Here is a 14,303-nt window from a genome sequence, read left to right on the forward strand (position 1 = left end):
GACTTGGAGCGTCGGGATCCGGAGGACGTCGGGGACGAGCCTGGCGCCTGGGCGACCGAGGATGCGCCGGCACCGTTGCCCGCGTCGCCGCCCGCGGAACGTCCGCTGCGGTTCGCGACGCTCGCCGAATTCGTCGAGGAGTTCCTGGTCGAGGTCTCCTGGCGCGACACGACCGCCAAACGACGTCGTGCGGTACAAGCAGTGGTGGGCCTACACCGCCGCGGTAGTCCGGCTAGAGGCGCTGTGGTGCTCCTACGAGCATCTGCGCTGGGGCGCCGGGTTTGGGGGTGTGTCGGTGTGGCTCCGGGACCACGCCGACCCGCAAGTGGCCGTCCTCCTGGACCCGAACGGTCCCTTCAAGTGCGCCGGCGGGGCGGGCCATGACGCCGAGCGAGAGCGCGTGCTGCCCTTCGAGCAGGCACCTGGTGCGCTATTCATGCCTGGGGACTGGCCCCCAAACGTGACCGCGCGACTAGCAAGAAGCCGTGAGGAAGTGAGCGAGCGGAGCGAGTGCCGATCGCGTTGTTGTGCAGCTCGGCCGGCGCCGTAGGCACGGGGTCGCGTGGAGCCAGTGCGGCCCACACTCGCATGTCCGGGGATGGAGAATGGTGGGGTTGCTGTGCCGGCGGGCCGACCTAGGAGGGTCGGTGGCTGGTTGCAGGCCGGAGGCCGGCCCTGGTCCTGGCCCCTGGCCAGTTGGGGGCCGGCCAGCTGAGCGCAGCACGCGGGCTGGTGCAGCGTCGTCCACCCGGTGCGCTCGAGTGAGGAGTCTGGCCGCGGACATGGGTTACCAGGTGGCCCTGCCGTCGGCCGAATTGTTGTCACCGGCCTTACACATTCCGAGCATTCGCGGAATGTCTTGCCCTCAAATGGCTGTCACCGCACCCGCGATGGTCCTACGGTGCGGCGACCAATGAGCGGCCAGCGCGCTCCGCGCTGGGCTGACGAGATGAGGGACGAATGCGCAATCCGGGACGTTGGGCCGCCATAGGCGTGGCCGCAGCGAGCCTCGCCCTGGCTGGGAGCGGTGTGGCGTGGGGCGAAGGAGGCGGCACCCGACCGGAGCCTCCTCCGGCCGACTCGATCACGCTGCACGACAAGACCATCGACGTCACCGAGGCTCTCGCCGCCAACCACGACCGCGCGGGCTTCGCGAGCGTCGTGGTCGACGAGGACCGCCACGTGGTCACGATCAGGTGGTCGGGTGAGATCCCAGCCGACATCAAGCGACAGGCCGGCGACCACGACGGAGTCGAGGTCGAGGTGCTTCCCGCTCGGTACGCGGAGGAAGAGCTGGTCGCGGCCTCGCGCGAGCTCATGGAGTCGAACCGCAACTTTGCGGTCGAGAAGGTCGCCGGATCCGATGTGGTGCTGCCCGGAATCCGCCGTGTCGGACCCAACGACGACCGGTCTGGGCTCATAGTCACCCTGAGTCCGGACGCCTACAAGCAGCGCGAGGCGCTCTCCTTCGGTGCTCTCACCAAGGCTCAGGAGAACATCCCGCTCACCTACGAGGTGGACGAGGCTCCGGCCGGCGTTGGCGACCTGGGCCGAACGAACGACTCCGCGCCCTGGCAAGGAGGCGGAGCGATCAACAAGGGTGGGCATCACAGCTGCACCGTCGGCTTCGCCGTGCTCACCTCGACCGGCGCCGGCCGACTGCTCGGCGCCGGCCACTGCGAGGACACTGGCGACACCGTCAACGACGGCGCCGGTGATCCCATCGGCAAGGTCGTGGGCGAGAAGGTCAACTACGACAGCATCCTGATCAACCCCAACGCGCCCGCTGGCGTGTTCGCCACGATCGGCAAGGTCTTCACGGGGGGATGGTCGTCGAACACCTCGAAGTACGTGGGCGGAGCCGCCGCCCCGTCCGTGGGGGAGACGATCTGCACCTCCGGCGCGAACTCGGGCGAGCACTGCGACCTGACCATCCTGCAAACGAGCGTCTCGGAGTGGTGCGATCAGGGGCTGGGACTCTGCACAGGGTTCCTCGCGAACGGGCCGGGGTTGAACGTTGCCACCGGCGACAGCGGCGGTCCGATCTACATCCAGCGTTCAGACGGTCGTGTGGGTGCCCGGGGCGTCATGAACAAGCGCTGGGGCACTCCGGTGACCTGCAGCGGGATCCGGTACAACGCCGCCGGCATCGAGTGCTACACGGGGGTCTTCTCGGTCGGGATCCACAAGGTGCTCGCCCAGTGGGGCGTCAGCATCGAGACGTGATCGGTCTGAGCGCGCCTCGAGCGCGCAGGCCCCGCCGGTAGCACGGCCGGGCGACGTCGACGAGAAGGGGCGCCCCTTCGAGGTTTCGGCTGACAGCCGGCGCCTGGACCGGCGTGTGGTTGCCGGCGCCGACAGTCGAGGAGGGGGCCGCGTCGCATGCGGTCCCCTCCCCCGATTCTGCCGCCCCAGCTGTTTCAGTGGACGGTCTTGGTCTTCGTGCTGCTCCACTTCTTCTTGGTCGTGTAGCCGGGCTGGTCGCGGTGACGGTGAAGCGGATCCGCTTGCCGCGCGCTACCCCGGGGGACCTTCAGGGTCGTTCTCTTCGGCTTCAGCTGCCGGTTGCCGGCGAACCACCGAGCGACCAGGCGGGGCGTGTCGGCGCCGGCGCGGATCTTGCCCAGTTGGCGCGCAAGGTCACCCACCCGGGCTTTCCACCGCGCGTATGCGACCAGATCGGGTGATGGTGCCAGGAACGGTGCTCGGTGAGCTCGTCGCGGACGACGCCGAGCTGGTCGGCGGCGCGCTCGTCACAGGCACCGTGGTCGGCGTGCTCGACGGCCGTGTCGTGGGAGTCGGCGTCGAGGTGGGCCCAGTGGTGGCTGTCGGGGTGGGCGTCGGGTCTGGCTCGAGCGTGGGCCGCACTGTCGGTGAGGGGTAGACGTACGGCGTGCTGGTCGGGCCCTTGAAGAGGTTGGTGTTGGTCGGAGCACCGAGACCGGTGGGGCCGTCCCAGCCGCACCGCGCCTGACACAGGACCGTGCCGTCGCAGCCCGTCGTGGTGCCTGTCAGCACGTCGTAGACGTAGCTGGGTGAGCTCGCGGCGGTGTCGTAGATCGCGCGAACTGGTCCTCGTGGTTGCCAGCGAGGGCGTATAGGGCAGTGATGATCGGCGCGGCGACCGACGTGCCCTTTCACCGGGTAGTAGGACGTCCCGCCGCCGGCGGAGAACTCGGTGACCGCGACGCCGCCGTCCGGGCTGTCCGCGACAGCGCGGTTGGAGCACGCGGCTCGGAGCGCGAGGATCGAAGCCTGCTCGGGCAGGGCTGGCTCGATTATGAGCACCCTGACCGTCGTCGGCCCAACGCGGTCTCGATCCACCCGCCGGGGCGCGTGGCAGCGCCGTTGCTGACGTAGGTGCCTCCTGCGGCCACGACGTGGGGTGAGGTCGCGGGAAACATCAGGTTCGGATACCCGGTGTCGCCGCTGGCGGCTACGCACGTGACGTCCTTGCCGGCGAAGGTCGCGTCGTAGGCCAGGCGCGACGCCGGCGAGCATCGCGAACGTCGCCTCGGAGTGAACGCGGCCAGGGTGGGACCACGCGCAGAGAACCGTCGCGGCCACGATTGGGCCGACTTCGAACTCCTCGAGCAGGTCGAGACGCCAGCTGCGGATGATGGCCACCATCGACTTCTGCAGTTCACGCGCCTCTTTCAACATTGCGTGCGCCCAGCGGACCAAGGTCCGTAACGCCACCACGGTGTTGGTCGCGTCGATGTCCCAAGACGCGTGCACCCGCAGGGTGGCAGCGGCGTTGAGCATCGCGGCAAGCTTTTGGCCCCGGAATCGGACACGGATGGGTTCGGGAGCTGCGATCACCCGGCTGAAGACCTCCTACCGGGCCTCGGTCGATGCGTTGATCGGGGAGCGGCGAGTCGCTGAGAACACTGACAGGGCTTGGCGTTCTCCCCCGCTGCGTGGAGTGCCCAACCGAGGTCGGAACACCGCTTCACACGCGGCTCGGATCGCATCGAGCGGATCGGACTTCGCACCCGTTGCGGCGCGCAGCCCGCTTCGGGCGGTCCACTCGATGACGATCTCAGAGGACTCCAGCACGTGACGACTCAGACCGGCGCCGTGGCCGCCGGTCTTCCCCGGTGATCAGCCCATTCACGACCTATGCGTTGAGTTCCCGTACACGACGCCTGCCGGCGGCGACACGTGGATCGCGATGCGTACTGTCCTCGGGCCGCATGAGGACGCGGACTTCGACTTCATACCGGGCAACCCAGTGCAATCCAGCGAGGAACCCTTGCTGTGGTTCTTGGACTCGACCGGTGCGCGCTGGACGGTGCAGGCCGCTTCTCACGAGCCCGAACGAGTCTGGAACTATCTTCCGCCCGGATTGCCAGACGACATCCGAAGAGAAATTGCCACACGACGAAAGGGATCCCGGCGACGCAGGCGATAGCTGTCGCCCATAGAGGCACGATTCGTCGTCGCACATCGGCGTCCTGTTAGGCAGGTCGACTGGCAAGCAAGCTGCAGTTGATCTCTCCGACAATGGGTCATTCCGCCGCCGACTGTCGGCGGCCATGAAATTCTGCCCGGAGACGGCCACGAAACTGCCCGCTGGCGGACATGAAACCTGCCCGGTGGCGGTCATGGGATCTGCCCGACACGACGTCGTCTGCCTCACCGGCTCCGACGGTTGAGGCCCCTCCTCAGGTGCGATCGGCGGTGCTGAAGCGCCCGTCGCCCTGAGGAGGGACAACTTGAAGTCTGCCGAGGAGATCATGGAAATCCTGGATGCCTACGACCTGACAGGGTCGTTGCGTGATGCCGGCGAGCTGGCCGGATGCTCGCACCACACGGTCAAGCACTACGTGGACCGCCGTGCTGCCGGGGGTGAGCTGGACAAGGCCGTGACTCGGCCGCAGTTGATCGATGAGTACCTGCCCAAGGTCGAGGAGTGGGTCGAGCGGTCCAAGGGCAAGGTCCGTGCCGACAGAGCGCACGAGAAGCTGCTCGCGATGGGCTACAAGGGTTCGGAGCGCACCACCCGTCGTGCGGTCGCATCGGTGAAGAAGTCATACCGGTCAGGACATGTGCGGGTCCACCGGCCCTGGGTCACCGAGCCGGGGATGTGGCTGCAGTACGACTACGGCGACGGACCTGTCGTCGACGGCGTCAAGACGGTTCTGTTCGTGGCGTGGCTGGCGTGGTCGCGGTTCCGGGTCGTGATCGCGCTGCGCGATAAGACCATGCCGTCCGTGTTCGCCGCGCTGGACCAGACCTTCCGCCGGTTGGGTGGGGTGCCGACCTACGTGCTGACCGACAACGAGAAGACCGTCACGACCGAGCACATCGCCGGGATCCCGGTCCGCAACGGACAGCTCGTCACCTTCGCCGAGCACTACTCGGTCGTGGTCCACACCTGTGTGCCGGCGGATCCGGCGTCCAAGGGCGGCACCGAGTCGTCGGTGAAGATCAGCAAGGCCGACCTGGTGCCCAAGGACACCAACCTGCGTGAGGAGTACGCGTCGTTTAGCGAGCTCGAGGAGGCGTGTGAGGCGTTCTGTCAGAAGGTCAACACCCGGGCTCACCGGACCACGAAGCGGCCACCGGTCGAGATGTTGGCCGAAGAGCGGACACGGCTACACCCGGTCCCGACACAGCCGCACACAGTCGCGTTCGGCACCACCCGGGTAGTGCCGGGCAACACGCCGATGGTGATGTTCGAGTCCGGCCAGTACTCGGTGCCACACACCCTGCTCGGCGCCACGGTGTGGGTTCGTGCCCAAGGACTCGGCGACGGCGAGGAGGTCGTCATCGTTCACGTCGGCGAGGACGGACCCGCCGAGGTCGCCCGCCACGCGCGCGCGACGCCGGGCACGCCGAGGATCAACGACGAGCACTTCCCACCGCAGCCGGAAGGTCCGTTGAACCGGCAGCCGCGAGCGAAGAACCCAGCGGAAGCCGAGTTCCTCGACCTGGGCGAGGGCGCCCGCCTGTGGCTGGTCGAGGCCGCTGCGGCGGGCACGCCGCGGATGAGGGTCAAGATGGCCGAAGCCCTCAGCCTGGCCAAGCTGTTCGACCCCGTCGAGGTCGACTGGGCACTCGGCCACGCCGCCGTCCACGGCCGGTTCGCCGAGGCCGATCTGTCCTCGATCCTCGACCACCACGCCCGGCAACCCGCTGTTGGCGAGCACCGTGCCGGCGAAGAACGGTCGCTGACCCAGGGCACCGCCGGATGGGCACGTCTCGGCCAGCACGACAGCCAGCACGACAGCCGCGAGGGGAACGAGGTGACCCGATGACGACCAAGACCACCACACCATCGATGGCGTCCGCGCCGCCGTTGCCGGCCGAGTTGGAGGACCTCTTGCGGCGGCTTCGGCTGCCCCACATCCGTCGCCACGCACCGGAGGTCGTCGCGACCGCGAAGGCCCAACGCTGGGAGCCCGCCGAGGTGCTCAAGGCTCTGTTCGCCGAGGAGGTCGCCGGAAGGGAACGCTCCGCACTGGCCACCCGCAGGGCGGCTGCGGGGTTCCCGACCGGGAAGACGTTCGATGCGTGGCAGCCCGAGGCATCCTCGATCCCGGCACCGACCCAGCAGGCACTCCGCACCCTGGAATGGGTCCACCGTCGGGAAAACCTCGTCGTGTGCGGGCCGTCGGGGACCGGGAAGACGTTCCTACTGGAGGCACTCGGTCACCAAGCCGTCGAGGCCGGGTTGAAGGTCGCCTGGTTCACCCTGGAAGACCTCGGGGTCCTGCTGCGCCGCCATCGTGCCGACGACACGGTGTCCAAGGCCATCGCCCGTGTGCTGCGCGCCGATCTCGTTGTCGTCGACGACATCGGCCTGTTGCCGGTCGCCCAGGATGCCGCCGAGGGGCTCTACCGGCTCGTCGACGCCGCCTACGAGAAGCGGTCGGTCGCGATCAGCTCGAACCTGCACCCGTCCGGGTTCGACGAGCTGATGCCCAAGACGCTGGCGACCGCCACCGTCGACCGGCTACTGCACCACGCCCACGTGTGCCAGACCAGCGGAGACTCCGTGCGACTTACCCAGGCACTCGCCGGCCGAGGGGTGAGTCCCTTGAGCTGAGTGCTCTGGTCGGTGGTGGCCGCAAGCCCACTGGGCAGATCCCATGGCCACCACCGGGCAGTTCTCGTGACCGTCAGCGGGCAGGTCTCACGACCGCCCCTGGGCAGTTCCTACTGTCCCTTGACACCGACACGGCGCCCAGTAGACGCACGGTGTCGATGCGTCGAACTAGACGCAGCGGGACGCCCCACACTGTCGGGAGGTCCCCAGATACTGAGGGCTGTGACTGGCCACTATCAAGGTCCGGACGTCGCGTTCACCTTTCTGAAGGACCCCGAGGTGCCGCGTTGGCGCCCTGCGCAGATTGGGAGCTCCTGGAGCCTTGCTCTTCTCATTGGTCCATTCATGACCGCGACCCGGCTCCGCTTCTCTACCCACAGGTGCCCACAAGCCGGCCATCGCGACCCGATCCCATATCTGTGCGCCGCCAGGCGAACCCTTTTCGGGGTGCCCAGCAAACAGTTGCGAACTCAACTGGCTGACGGATTCCGAACGCAGAGCGTCCGCCGCGACATCGGCGCCCAGAGGTCAGATCGACTAGATGCTCGGCTGGCTCCGCTCCGGCATGAGGCTGGTGCTGGCGGTGCTGCTGCAGATGGTGCTCGACGGAGTCCTGGGCGCGATGCGCCGTTCGCAGGTAGCTGGTGTGGCGGTAGCCGGGGAGCTCGGCGCCGCGGGGGCGCCATGACCAGCAATCCGGCCTAATCGGCCTTGACCTCTGCCGGAGTCGGCCCCCCCCTCGAGCAGTAGCTCGATCTTTTCCGGGTATCCGATCCACGCGTGGAGGTACGCCAAGAGGTCAGAGGCGACCTCTTCTTCCTCTGAAGACCATCCTTTGCTGAAGGCGTCCTTCAAGGTCAGCATCGTCTCTTCGACTAGATCGGCGAACTTGGGCCAGGCTCGCCGACACCGCATACGAACCGGAAACGAGGCCGCGAGCGCGTCGAGCAACGAGTCCACCAAGCCTTCTGTGTCGCCGATGTTGTGGGTCTCCCCTTCGGCCGGCAACGGAGACAGGATGTACACCTTCCAGAGCGCTGCTTGGAGGACCGTGATTGCGTTCGCTGCGGCGTCCAGCTCGCGAACATCGGCTTCGTGCTGGTGCTGGCGCTCAAGACGATCCAGCTCGCGGCCGGCTGCCTGCTCCGCCAGATGCGCGCCGTGGCGGAGTGTGAGCCACCACCGCGAGTGCGGTGACGGCGCCGCCGACGAGTCCGGCGATGATGCCGTCAAGGCCGTACTGCCACCACCAGTCGAGTTGCGTCGGGTCCGGGGTTGGCGCCGGGACGGTGTTCGGGTCCGTGACAGGTCCGATCATCGGCGTCGGCGTCGGGTTCATGGCGGGACCCGTACCGGCGCGTCCGCATCGTCCGCAGCCGGATCAGGGCGACGTCATGAGCGGTCCGCATTTGACGCGCCGATGAGTGCCGAGGGCGTCCTTAGTGGGGCCAGTGCTGACGCTGGCCCCACCGAGACGGCTGCGGGGCCGGATATCCGCACAGAGGCTTCCGTCTGGCCCCGAACTTTTCTCTGCTCCGGAGTCAGCACCGAAGGTCCGCGCAGTCTACCCGGGGGCGTCTCCGTCCGGGGAGGGCAGCTCTCTGGTGACCGTTTCCCGCGCGCTCTGCGATCGAACCGGCGACCCGTTGTTCGTCGATGAGCACCTTCCGCAGCCGGCTGGAGGCCATGACGTGACCAAGCCGACTGCCTTGGCCGATCAGGATGGCGCAGCCCTCGAAGCGGTGCTACTCCGTCACACCTCGTTGTTTCGCATCGAACTCGTACGCGAGCAGTTGCTCGGTGAGCGTCGCAACGTCGAGAGCCTCTTCTGCGGTTGCTGGAGTGGCCTCGTGCGTGCCGTCGTTGCCGACGTGCCTGATTCGGTCGACCCAGCCCCGCATGTATCGCTGACCGTCGCGTCACCCGGGCCGCTCTCGTGATGGCGTGCACGTCGCACCAGGTTGCCGCGGTGCACCACCGCAACTGAGCTGTCTCCTCGTGAGGGATAAATTGGCACACCGTGGACACCCGATGAACTTGTTACGTCATGCCGTCGAGCATGCCTCATGACGCCGCGGGGAGGCGTCCTTGCTGCTGGCATCCAGCGGTCGGCCGTCAGGCGACCTGATCAAGCCGCGCCGCGGTATCGCGTGACGCCGGCAGCCGCCGGGTGCCGGTGTGGTCGACGAGGTAGAAGGCGCCGTGGGGGTCGCGCCAGACGTAGATGCCGGGGAAGGGCTGCCGGACCTGCCAGCCGCGGCCGTGGGTCTTGATCCGGTGGTGCCGGATGGTCATCGGCCCGTAGTTGCCCAGCCCGCTGGCACCGCCGCGGTGGAACGGGACGGTGTGGTCCAGCTGCATGGTGCGCTCGGTGCAGCTGGCGTAGGGGAAGGTGTCGGCCGGCGTCATCAGATGCACGGCCTGCCTATGTCGGTCCGGGATCTCGTAGGCGTCGACCGGGGCCTGGCCGGCCAGGTCGAGCACCGGCTGGATCCGGAACCGGGCCGTCGGGCCGAGCACGCGGCGCACCCAGGCCTCGGTGACCGGGCCGTGGCCCTCCACCCGGGCGACGCCCTCGCGGTCGTCGCCGGCATAGGTGTGGACGTAGAGGACGACCTCGGGCAGCAGGTCCGCGACCTCGGGGACCTGCTCGACGCCGGGGACCTCGGCATCCCGGAGCCCGGAGCGACCACAGACGAGCAGCAGGACGGCGAGCACCCGACGTTCGTCGTCGGTGGCCTCCGGCACGGAGTTTGACAGGCGATTCGCGAAGGCGATGATGGCGGCGTCGAGGGCGTTGACGGTCGCGACGTCGGCGCGGACCAGCAGGGACGCCATGCCGTGGGCCTCACCGCGGAGCTTCTTGGCGAAGCGCGCCTTCGCCGCCCGCTCCTCGCGCGCCTGCGCGGTCTCCGGGTCGGCCTGGGCGACCTTGGCGTCCACCAGCGCCTCGAAGCGCGACCACGGGATCCGACCGTCCGCCGACTCGGCGACGGCCGCGTCGACGTAGGCCGCCTGCTCGCGGGTGAGGTCCCGCGTCCGGGCGCACACGTGGCGGGCATACGAGGCCCGGACCTCCCCGGCCCGCACTCGCGCCCACAGCTGCGGGTGCCGGTGGTGCAGGTCCAGGGCGTCGGCGATCAGCCGGGAGGCGGCGTACGGCGAGCGGCCGATCCGCACCCCGAGCTCCGCCGCGGCGAACTCGCCGACCTCGGGCGTCCCCTCTCCGCCCCACTGCCGCGGGCGACCGCGACCGGGCCGGGCAGAGGTCGCGGGGTCCAGCCGGTCGGCCGGGTGCGCCAGCGCCCAGTGGTAGGCGGCGCGCAGCAGGTCGACCTCGGCTCGACGCGCGGTCTCCGCGCAGGCGCCGGCGAACTCGAGGACCTGGTCCTCGCTCATCGCCTCCAGCTGGGTCTCCTGCATGGGTCTAGTCCAGCACCGGCCACCGACACCGACGATCGGTCAGCCGAGCCCCCGGTCACGACGGACGGCCGACGCTCGCTGACACTCGTCGACCTCGCAACGGACCAGCGCGGTACGCCGCTTGGTGTGCGTGTCGAGCAGCAGGACGCGGTCGGACTCCCACTCGATGCTGCCGAACCAGTACGCCTCGTAGGACGCGATCGCCCGGCCGCGGACGGTCCGGGCGCGCACCGAGCTGGGGCCGAGGCCGTCCGCGAGGATGTGCATCGTCGCCATCCGGCGCCCGTCCGGCGAGAACGCGACGACGGCCTCCCGACACGACCGCCACAGCGTCCGGCGCGGGCGGGTGAGCGAGGTGACGACGGTGCAGCCACCGTCGTACGGGTCGCCGGTGAACGTCGCGAGCCGGTCGGCGCGGATGTCGGCGTGCCCGGCGACGCGGCCGACGATCCGGGACGTGCCACCCGAGACGAAGTCCCACCACAGGGTCCGCCCGGGCGTCCAGGTCGTGAGCACGAGGCGTCCCTCGTCTGCGTCGACCACAGTGGCGTAGTGCGAGAACGTACGGCGGGCCACGCGCGCTCCCGTGCTCGCGTCGATGACCGTCACCAGGCCGTCGCCGCCGCGCGCGGCGCGGGTGAGGCGGGTGACGATGACGTGCGCGCCGTCGCGGCTGAGCACGAGCTCGGCGTCCTCGGAGACCCGCGCGACCTGCGTCCGCGTGCCGTCGGCCTCGAGGCGCAGCACGCGGCCGTTGCCGGCGACGACGTACGCCGTGCCGGACCTGCCGAGCAGGTAGGAGTTCGCCGGGAGCGCCACCCGGGTGTCGCCCTCGATGATGCTGCGGCCGACCTGGGTCGGGACCGCCGGGCGGTCCCCCGCGGGCAGGGCACCCGGGCGGACCTGCACGGTCGGGGCGCCCGCAGGGGCGCCGGCAGCCGGGGAGCCGGGCAGGAGGACGACGGCCGCGAGCGCGACCAGGATCAGGTACCGAGATCTCATACCGGGGAGACGCGAGACGTGACGGATTGGTTGCACGTCACCGGCGACGGAGGTCTCATCGACTCAGGAGGGCGGTGGCGAACACCGCGTCGAGCGACCGCGCCCAGCACGAGACGCGGGAGATGTCGCCGGTCTCGACGTCCCAGGTCATGAGGTACCTCTTGGCGGCCCCGGCGGGGAGCACGGTGAACGCCAGGGTGTCGTCGTCGAGCCACGTGAGCGGGCGCAGGTCCTCGGCGTGCACGTAGTAGTGGTCGTCGGGCACCGGCAGGTACGCGCGCGTCTCGAGGGTCTCCCGGTCGAGCGCGAGCAGCCCGTCCCGGTCGGCCGGTCCGGGCGGGTCGACGGTCACGAGATTGGTGCGGGCGAACGCGATGCCGGACCCGCCGACCGCCGGCAGGACGAGACCTTCGAGCCCTGCGGTGGACACGCGGTCCGTCTCCCGGCCGTCTCGCCACTGGACGACGGAGCGGCCCTCGGTGACGCCGACCAGCGCGCCGTCCGGAGCCACGCCGAGGTGGGAGACGTCCTCGAGGAACCGCTGCTCCGCCACCTCGCCGCTGGCGAGGTCGACGAGGACCGCTCGCCTCCAGCCGCGGACGATGACTCCTGAGCTGTCCGGGAGCCACGTCAGCTGTGCCTCCAGCGGCACGTCCTCCGCCCCCAGACGCTGCCAGTCGCCGTCGATCTCGCGCCAGAAGAAGCCCCCGGCTCCGGTCGCCACCAGGCGCCGGCCGTCGGGCGAGAGCGACACGGTGCGTCCCCTCGTCAGGCCGCCGGGCAGGTCCAGCTCATGGACGAGGCCGTCGGCCGAGACCAGGCGCGCCCGGCTGCCGTCGTCGAGGAGGACCACCGGCCGCGTCACCTCCCCGGGCGTCAGGGACTCCATCACCCGGGGCACACCCAGCTCGACGACCGGCTGCCCCTCGGCACCGCGCGGGTCCCAGGCCGGCTGGATCCGGTCGGGGGCGATGGCCGGAGCCGTCCGAGCCGGAACGCCGGTCGGCGAGGTCGCCGGGACGTGCATCGGCTCCACCGCCGGCGCGCCACCCAGCCGGGTCGTCACGGCAACGCCGACGACGAGCACCACCGCCGCCACCGAGGCGAGCACCCCGCGGCGGACGGTGCGGCGCCGCTGTGCGACGGTCAGCGCCCGGCCCGCCAGGCCGGGGGGCTCCAACCGGTCGGTCGCGAGGTCGAGCAGGTCGTGGAGATCCGTCATCGGGTCCTGCCGATCAGGTCGAGCAGCTCGGGGGCTCCACCGCGCAGCCGGGCGAGCGCCGCGGCGTTCTGGCTCTTCACCGTGCCGGGCGAGACGCGCAGGATCGTGGCGGTCTCCTCCACGGACAGGTCGTCGAAGTGCCGCAGCACCACGACCGCGCGCTGGGCGGGCGTGAGGCGACGGAGCGCCTGCCGCACGACCATCGCGGTCTCGGGGTCCGACGACGTCGCCGCCCCGCCGTGGATCTCCTCGACGGGGGTCTCCCGCCTGCGTCGCCACCACGAGATCTGGTCGCGCACCAGGATCGTCCGCGCGTACGCCGTCGGGTTGCCGTCACGCAGCCGGTCCCAGCGCAGCGCCACCTTCACGAACGCCTCCTGGACCAGATCCTCGGCACGGTGCAGGTCGCCGGTGAGCAGGTACGCCGAGCGCAGCAGCCGGCGCTCGACGCCGGCCGCCCACGCCGTGAAGTCCTGGCTGTCCATCGGCCTCCCTCGCCGGATGAACGCTCGCACCACCCCGGCCGGTTGGCACGACTTTCGACGGATGCGGGCCCGTGCCGCCGGGACGTCATACGGACGGAGTGTCCCCTTGCTCGGAACGTATGACGTCCCGGCGACCCGACCGGCCGGCCGGCCCGACGACACCCTCAGCCGGAGACGGGCTCCTTCCGCTTCTTGATGCCCAGCAGCGTGTAGAGCAGCGCCACGAGTGCGGTGGCGCACAGCAGCATCAGCCCGATCGTGTAGCTGTGGTCGGCCTCGTCGTACGTCGCGCCCATCACCAGGGGCGGGAAGAACCCACCGAGGCCGCCGGCGGCGCCGACGATGCCCGAGACGCTGCCCACGCGCTCCTTGGGCGCCATCGCGGCGACCCAGGCGAAGACGCCGCCGGTGCCGAGGCCGAGGAACGCGGCGAGCACCACGAAGGAGATCCCGGCCGGGATCTCCGGCTCGGGCTGGAGGGCGACCACGACGGCCATCACCGCGGCGCCGGCGAACGAGGTCGCCGCCACGGCCCGCGGCCCGATCCGGTCGGAGAGCACGCCGCCGATCGGCCGGCAGACGACCGCGGCGATCGCGAAGCCCGCCGTCCGGGTGCCGGCCTGGGTGAGGTCGAACTCGTAGACGTCCTTGAGGTACGTCGGGAGGTAGGTCGAGAACGCCACGAAGCCGCCGAAGGCGACGGCGTACAGGAAGGACATCTGCCAGGTCACCGGGAGCCGCATCGCCGCGGCGAGCTTGGGCACCACGGGGTCGGTGTTGGGCGACCAGACCGGCGAGTCCCGCATCGCCGACCAGACCACGAGCGCGACCACGACCAGCGCGACCGCGATGATCACGTGCGTCACGCCGTACCCGAACCAGTCGACGAACCGCGGGGTGAAGAACGCCGAGAGGGCGGTGCCGCCCATGCCGGCGCCGAAGACGCCGGTGGCGAAGCCGCGCCGGTCGGCCGCGAACCACGCATTGACGAAGGGGATGCCGACCGCGAACGTGGTGCCGCCGATCCCGAGGAAGAAGCCGAAGAGCAGCATCAGGCCGTAGGAGTCCTGGTCGCCGGCGAACGCGACCAGCAGCACGAACGGCGCGGTCGCCACCA

The 14,303-nt window shown here is 70.0% G+C and carries 14 protein-coding genes; 7 read left to right on the forward strand and 7 right to left on the reverse strand.

Annotated features, from left to right (window positions below; genetic code table 11):
* Window positions 1-61 precede the first annotated feature (61 nt).
* A complete protein-coding gene (locus tag FHU40_RS29915) occupies window positions 62-550 on the forward strand; it encodes a DUF4913 domain-containing protein (protein ID WP_425490235.1) in 489 nt (162 codons plus the stop codon).
* A 443-nt stretch (window positions 551-993) separates the two neighbouring features.
* Entirely contained in the window at window positions 994-2,226 is a 1,233-nt protein-coding gene (locus FHU40_RS26735; RefSeq protein ID WP_183595562.1) for a chymotrypsin family serine protease, read from the forward strand.
* Between the two features lie 194 nt (window positions 2,227-2,420).
* On the opposite strand, the gene FHU40_RS26740 is transcribed toward FHU40_RS26735, so the two are convergent.
* Both FHU40_RS26740 and FHU40_RS26745 read right to left on the reverse strand, forming a co-directional pair.
* On the reverse strand, window positions 2,421-2,648 hold the full coding sequence (locus FHU40_RS26740; protein WP_183595563.1) for a hypothetical protein: 228 nt from the start codon (window positions 2,646-2,648) through the stop codon (window positions 2,421-2,423).
* Window positions 2,641-3,765 carry a hypothetical protein gene (locus FHU40_RS26745; RefSeq protein WP_183595564.1) on the reverse strand — a complete coding sequence of 375 codons (1,125 nt, stop codon included), beginning with the start codon at window positions 3,763-3,765 and terminating at the stop codon, window positions 2,641-2,643. Before FHU40_RS26745 ends, FHU40_RS26740 begins: the two co-directional genes overlap by 8 nt.
* A gap of 953 nt (window positions 3,766-4,718) precedes the next feature.
* Here FHU40_RS26745 and istA point away from each other — a divergent pair.
* From istA to FHU40_RS28695, 5 genes are all read left to right on the forward strand, one after another.
* Complete coding sequence (gene istA, locus FHU40_RS26750) at window positions 4,719-6,263, forward strand: IS21 family transposase (RefSeq protein ID WP_064075337.1); 1,545 nt, start codon at window positions 4,719-4,721, stop codon at window positions 6,261-6,263.
* Window positions 6,260-7,054 carry an IS21-like element helper ATPase IstB gene (gene istB, locus FHU40_RS26755; RefSeq protein ID WP_183591811.1) on the forward strand — a complete coding sequence of 265 codons (795 nt, stop codon included), beginning with the start codon at window positions 6,260-6,262 and terminating at the stop codon, window positions 7,052-7,054. The genes istA and istB overlap by 4 nt, the downstream gene beginning before the upstream one ends.
* 541 nt (window positions 7,055-7,595) lie before the next feature.
* Window positions 7,596-7,742, forward strand: a complete 147-nt coding sequence (locus FHU40_RS26760) for a hypothetical protein (protein ID WP_183595565.1) — start codon at window positions 7,596-7,598, stop codon at window positions 7,740-7,742.
* A gap of 353 nt (window positions 7,743-8,095) precedes the next feature.
* Window positions 8,096-8,251 (forward strand): hypothetical protein, encoded by a 156-nt coding sequence (locus FHU40_RS26765; RefSeq protein ID WP_183595566.1) that lies wholly within the window; start codon window positions 8,096-8,098, stop codon window positions 8,249-8,251.
* A gap of 407 nt (window positions 8,252-8,658) precedes the next feature.
* Entirely contained in the window at window positions 8,659-8,994 is a 336-nt protein-coding gene (locus FHU40_RS28695) for a hypothetical protein (RefSeq protein WP_246391608.1), read from the forward strand.
* Between the two features lie 175 nt (window positions 8,995-9,169).
* Here FHU40_RS28695 and FHU40_RS26775 read toward each other — a convergent pair whose 3' ends face one another.
* The 5 genes from FHU40_RS26775 to FHU40_RS26795 all read right to left on the reverse strand — a co-directional run.
* A complete protein-coding gene (locus FHU40_RS26775) occupies window positions 9,170-10,477 on the reverse strand; it encodes a DUF222 domain-containing protein (RefSeq protein ID WP_183595568.1) in 1,308 nt (435 codons plus the stop codon).
* Between the two features lie 39 nt (window positions 10,478-10,516).
* Entirely contained in the window at window positions 10,517-11,479 is a 963-nt protein-coding gene (locus FHU40_RS26780; protein WP_183595569.1) for a hypothetical protein, read from the reverse strand.
* Between the two features lie 55 nt (window positions 11,480-11,534).
* Window positions 11,535-12,701 carry a hypothetical protein gene (locus FHU40_RS26785; protein ID WP_183595570.1) on the reverse strand — a complete coding sequence of 389 codons (1,167 nt, stop codon included), beginning with the start codon at window positions 12,699-12,701 and terminating at the stop codon, window positions 11,535-11,537.
* Window positions 12,698-13,186 carry a SigE family RNA polymerase sigma factor gene (locus FHU40_RS26790; protein WP_183595571.1) on the reverse strand — a complete coding sequence of 163 codons (489 nt, stop codon included), beginning with the start codon at window positions 13,184-13,186 and terminating at the stop codon, window positions 12,698-12,700. Before FHU40_RS26790 ends, FHU40_RS26785 begins: the two co-directional genes overlap by 4 nt.
* 164 nt (window positions 13,187-13,350) lie before the next feature.
* A partial coding sequence (locus tag FHU40_RS26795; protein WP_183595572.1) for an MFS transporter occupies window positions 13,351-14,303 on the reverse strand: 953 nt, incomplete at its 5' end.

Source organism: Nocardioides soli, from assembly GCF_014191495.1.
In the GTDB taxonomy this organism is placed as follows: Bacteria; Actinomycetota; Actinomycetes; order Propionibacteriales; family Nocardioidaceae; genus Nocardioides; species Nocardioides soli.